At 61.0% G+C, this 3,948-nt stretch carries 4 protein-coding genes; 2 read left to right on the forward strand and 2 right to left on the reverse strand.

The genetic code is table 11. The features are described 5' to 3' along the window. On the reverse strand, positions 1-817 hold an 817-nt coding region (locus tag ACTHV6_RS09790; RefSeq protein WP_441387282.1), incomplete at its 3' end, for a DUF4261 domain-containing protein. A gap of 280 nt (positions 818-1,097) precedes the next feature. Continuing rightward, complete coding sequence (locus tag ACTHV6_RS09795) at positions 1,098-1,769, reverse strand: adenylate cyclase (RefSeq protein ID WP_441387283.1); 672 nt, start codon at positions 1,767-1,769, stop codon at positions 1,098-1,100. 192 nt (positions 1,770-1,961) lie between these two features. Here ACTHV6_RS09795 and ilvA point away from each other — a divergent pair, with 192 nt between their 5' ends. Then, positions 1,962-3,215 carry a threonine ammonia-lyase IlvA gene (gene ilvA / locus ACTHV6_RS09800; protein ID WP_441387285.1) on the forward strand — a complete coding sequence of 418 codons (1,254 nt, stop codon included), beginning with the start codon at positions 1,962-1,964 and terminating at the stop codon, positions 3,213-3,215. A 158-nt stretch (positions 3,216-3,373) separates the two neighbouring features. Then, on the forward strand, positions 3,374-3,948 hold a 575-nt coding region (locus tag ACTHV6_RS09805; protein ID WP_441387287.1), incomplete at its 3' end, for a 1-acyl-sn-glycerol-3-phosphate acyltransferase.

A 3,948-nucleotide genomic window follows, 5' to 3' on the forward strand; every position in this document is an offset into this window, starting at 1 on the left:
ACTGGATGCGGATGACCTGCTGGCCGTCAGCGTCACTGACCTCTTGGGTGATCTGCAGTTCTTCATCCTCGCGATACCCGATCGTCTGCCCCGGCAAGAGGAACGAATCCGAGCTGATGATGTAATCAGCGATGTTCGCCAGCATGGCAAACACATCCTCCTCGCTATGCGTGGAATCCAGCACCTCAAGGTCCAAATGCCCGAACAACGGCAGGCCGAGCGTGCGGCCATGCACCAGATCGGGGTGGAAGATCCTCACGGCTACCCACAAGGGAAGCGGCGCTTGGCCCTCGGTGAGAGAGTTCGCCAGCTCGGTGACCATCTCGGGCGGCTGAACAACGCCCAGCTCACTGCGGAACACACCAACCGCGGCTTCCTCACGCATGAGGGCATCCATCACCTCAGTCATGACGATATGGGCGCTCACCATCCGCTTGCGGCGCTTGACCTCAGGTAAATCCGCCGGACTCTGCGGCTCAGCCACGGCAGCCTCGCGGAGCGGAGCGTAGCAGCTGACCGCGGCATAGAAACTGTGCTCGGGAAGCTGGCCGCCTTCAACGGGAAGCTGGCCGCCTTCGGGAGTCACCATGACCACCACATCATCGATCTCAAACTGCAGAATCCGGCCTGCAGGGCTTCCCTTGCCCAAGGCCCCGGCCGGGATCTCGTTCCATTTGGGATCGATCTGTTCGTTCCAGAGCCCACCGATTCGGGCCACGGCGGCATCAACATCGATGGGTGCCGTGTACAGCGCAGCAGTGGAGAGAAACTCCGGAGCCAGAGGGTGGAGTGATGACAAGGGGAGCTGTTCGCTCATTCGTTCTCCTCAAAATAAAAGGGCTGGGTGGCGCGAGACGACAGCAGCATTCTCGCACCACCCAGCTATTAGGTAAGGAATCCGATGATCCCATCCGCTCACCTCAGTTGGGTCGGATTGGCCTTACCCGCGCGCACAACCGGATACCGGTGGCGCAAGCTTCAATTGTGACGTGACTTCTTGAACCTAGTGTATGCAGGTTACGTGTGCGGTGCCAATACTGCCCACGGATAGGACGTTCTGCCCACAGCTCACCCATGAATGCAGCTGTGCCCACCCTTTAGTCCCGGGAAACAGGTCCCCGCAGATCCATGAAGTATGGACCTTTGGCGCGAAGCTCCTGATGGTACATGTCCTTCCACTGGCGCCACGGTTCCTTGGACAAGTAATCGTTGGTGAAGCGCAGATCCTCCGTCACTTCGGTGACGCAGAACAGCGGGATCCTGAGATCGGTGACCGGCGCCAACCGCTCACATTCGGCGATCACCAAGCCTTCGTTCTGGCCACCGAACACGTCAAACTCCCACCCGTCCTCGTCATACCAGAGCGAGTGCCGGTTCTTCAGGATCACGTTAGGTGAACGGCGGATGATCTGATCGGCCACCGCGATGTCCACTTCCGATTCCATCTCGTAGCGCTCGCCGCCCCCAGCAGGGGACTTGACGGCGATCCACGCCGAAACCTCATCGCCCGCATCTTTCATGAGATCCGCCAACAACCGGCGCTCGTAGGCACCAAGGAAATCGACCGAATCGTCAAACGGCGGCAGTTCGGCGCTCCGCCCAGGGAATGCCAAGCGCATCCGCACGGCGTACCCATCGTTCGCGAACAGATAGGCTTGCACGATCACCTGATGGGATCCATGCATCGCCACCTCTGGAGGCAGCCTCTCCACGAAGAACTTACGCTCGAACTCGAAGTTCAGAGCCTCGGTATCCGGTAGCTCACTCATGCCTCCACAATACGAGAGTTCGCCGCACCGTATCCAGAGCCCGCCGCCGTGTTCGTCCCGCCATTTCCACGCTCACGCCCAAGCCACCCGGACCGCCGCCCGTGCTGCCCGCAGCACCCCGACACCCCGCCGCCCGTGACACCCAGTGGACACGGCTGGAGCACTCACCGCCAACCAAGGCAGACTGAGCCTATGGCTCGCGATTTACCAACTGGCACCGGCGTCGTCGTCGCCGCTCAAACTCTCGGCTCAACAGTCCGGAAAACCCAACTCGAACTCTCCCTCCGACTCTCGGGGATTCGGCGCCAACCGGTCCTCCTCAAGCGCGAAGATACGCAGGTGGGCCGCTCTTACAAGGTGCGCGGGGCCTATAACGTGATCTCGGGGCTATCGGAGGAGGAACGCACGGCGGGCGTTGTGTGTGCGTCCGCAGGCAATCACGCGCAGGGCGTTGCGTTTGCGTGCCGGCAGCTGAAGATTCACGGGAAGGTGTTTCTGCCCTCCACCACCCCGCGCCAGAAGCGCGCCCGGATCCGCGATATTGGCGGGCCGTGGATTGAACAGATCATCGGCGGCGCCACATTTGATGAGGCCTCCACCGCGGCGAATGATTATGCGCGCGAGAACAACGCCACTTACGTCCATCCCTTCGACGATCCGCAAACGATCGCCGGGCAGGGCACCGTTGTCAAAGAAATCTTCGAGCAGGCAAGTGAACCGCCCACAACCGTCGTGGTGCCCGTGGGCGGGGGCGGCCTGCTCTCTGGCACAGCGATCTGGCTGCGCGAGTTCCATCCAGAGGTCCGCATCATCGGCGTGGAACCGGAGGGAGCCCCGTCCATGAAGGCGGCGCTGGAGGCCGGTGGGCCCGTGACTCTCGAATCCATTGACGGCTTCGCCGATGGCACCGCCGTGGCGCGCGTTGGCAACCTGACCTACGAGATCACCCGCGAGCTTGTGGACGACATCATCACCGTTCCCGAAGGCGCCATCTGCAGTGAGATGCTGGACCTGTATCAGGTGGAGGGCATCATCGCCGAACCCTCCGGCGCCCTCGCGAGCGCAGCCGTGGCCCGCTTCCTGCCGGATCTGCCCGAGGGGCCGATCGCCTGCGTTGTGTCAGGCGGCAATAACGATGTGTCCCGATACGACGATATCGTTGAGCGCTCGCTCGTCTATGAAGGCCTGCGCCACTACTTCCTCGTCACGTTCCCGCAGGAACCCGGGGCGTTGCGCCACTTCCTGGACGATGTGCTGGACGATGGCGATGACATCATCCTGTTCGAGTACACGAAAAAGAACAACCGCGAAACCGGCCCGGCGCTCGTAGGAATCGAGATTGTGGAGTCCATCCACCTCACGCCCCTACTCGCCCGTATGGCCGAATCCCCGCTCGATATCCAAAAGTTGGAGCCGAACTCCCCCGTATTCTCCTTCCTCCTGTAAGTTTTTTGGGACGACGACGGCGAAGCCCCTCTTAACCGCGGCCCGCGCCACATCCACGTGCAGCACGTGAGGCGCAAAATTCCCCGGTACGATACGTCGTGGTTGACAGTTAGTGGGACAATCCGGCTAGATTGAGGCCGGCTAGGCAAAGGATACTGATGAAGATTACTCAACTAATCGCGAGCACCTACATGAGGTTCTCCCGATGGACGTTCGTTCATGAGGATATCCCTGCCAAGGCCGTCATTATCGGGGCGCCCCACACCTCCAACTGGGACGGCTTCCTCATGGCTATGGCCTTTTGGAAGATCGGGCGCCCGTTCAAGTTCCTCATGAAGGATGAATTCCTTAAGATCCCTGTCATCGGGCGCTTCTTCGTGGCCATGGGTGGAATCGCCACCAACCGGCGCAAACACACGGGGCTTGTCGGGTCTCTCGTGGAAACGGCGCAAAAGCAGGACACGTTTACGCTGATCATCGCCGCGGAGGGCACGCGATCGCCCGGCGAATACTGGAAGTCCGGGTTCTACAGGATTGCCCTTGAGACGGGCCTGCCCGTGCAGCTCGGGTTCATTGACCGGCGCAATAAAACCTACGGGTGGGGCGGCCACATCTGGTTGACCGGGGATGTGAGCGCCGATATGGACAAACTCCGCTCCTTCTACGATGGAAATGTGGGCCACCGCCCCGGCAATGAAACTCCTCCCAAGCTGCGGGCCGAAGATGATCCGGG

The sequence above is a fragment of the Ancrocorticia sp. genome (assembly GCF_052089425.1).
In the GTDB taxonomy this organism is placed as follows: Bacteria; Actinomycetota; Actinomycetes; order Actinomycetales; family Actinomycetaceae; genus Ancrocorticia.

Coding starts and splice junctions, on each gene's coding strand:
- ilvA (WP_441387285.1), top strand. CDS start 1,962: ATGGCTCGCGATTTACCAACTGGCACCGGCGTCGTCGTCGCCGCTCAA.
- ACTHV6_RS09795 (WP_441387283.1), bottom strand. CDS start 1,769: ATGAGTGAGCTACCGGATACCGAGGCTCTGAACTTCGAGTTCGAGCGT.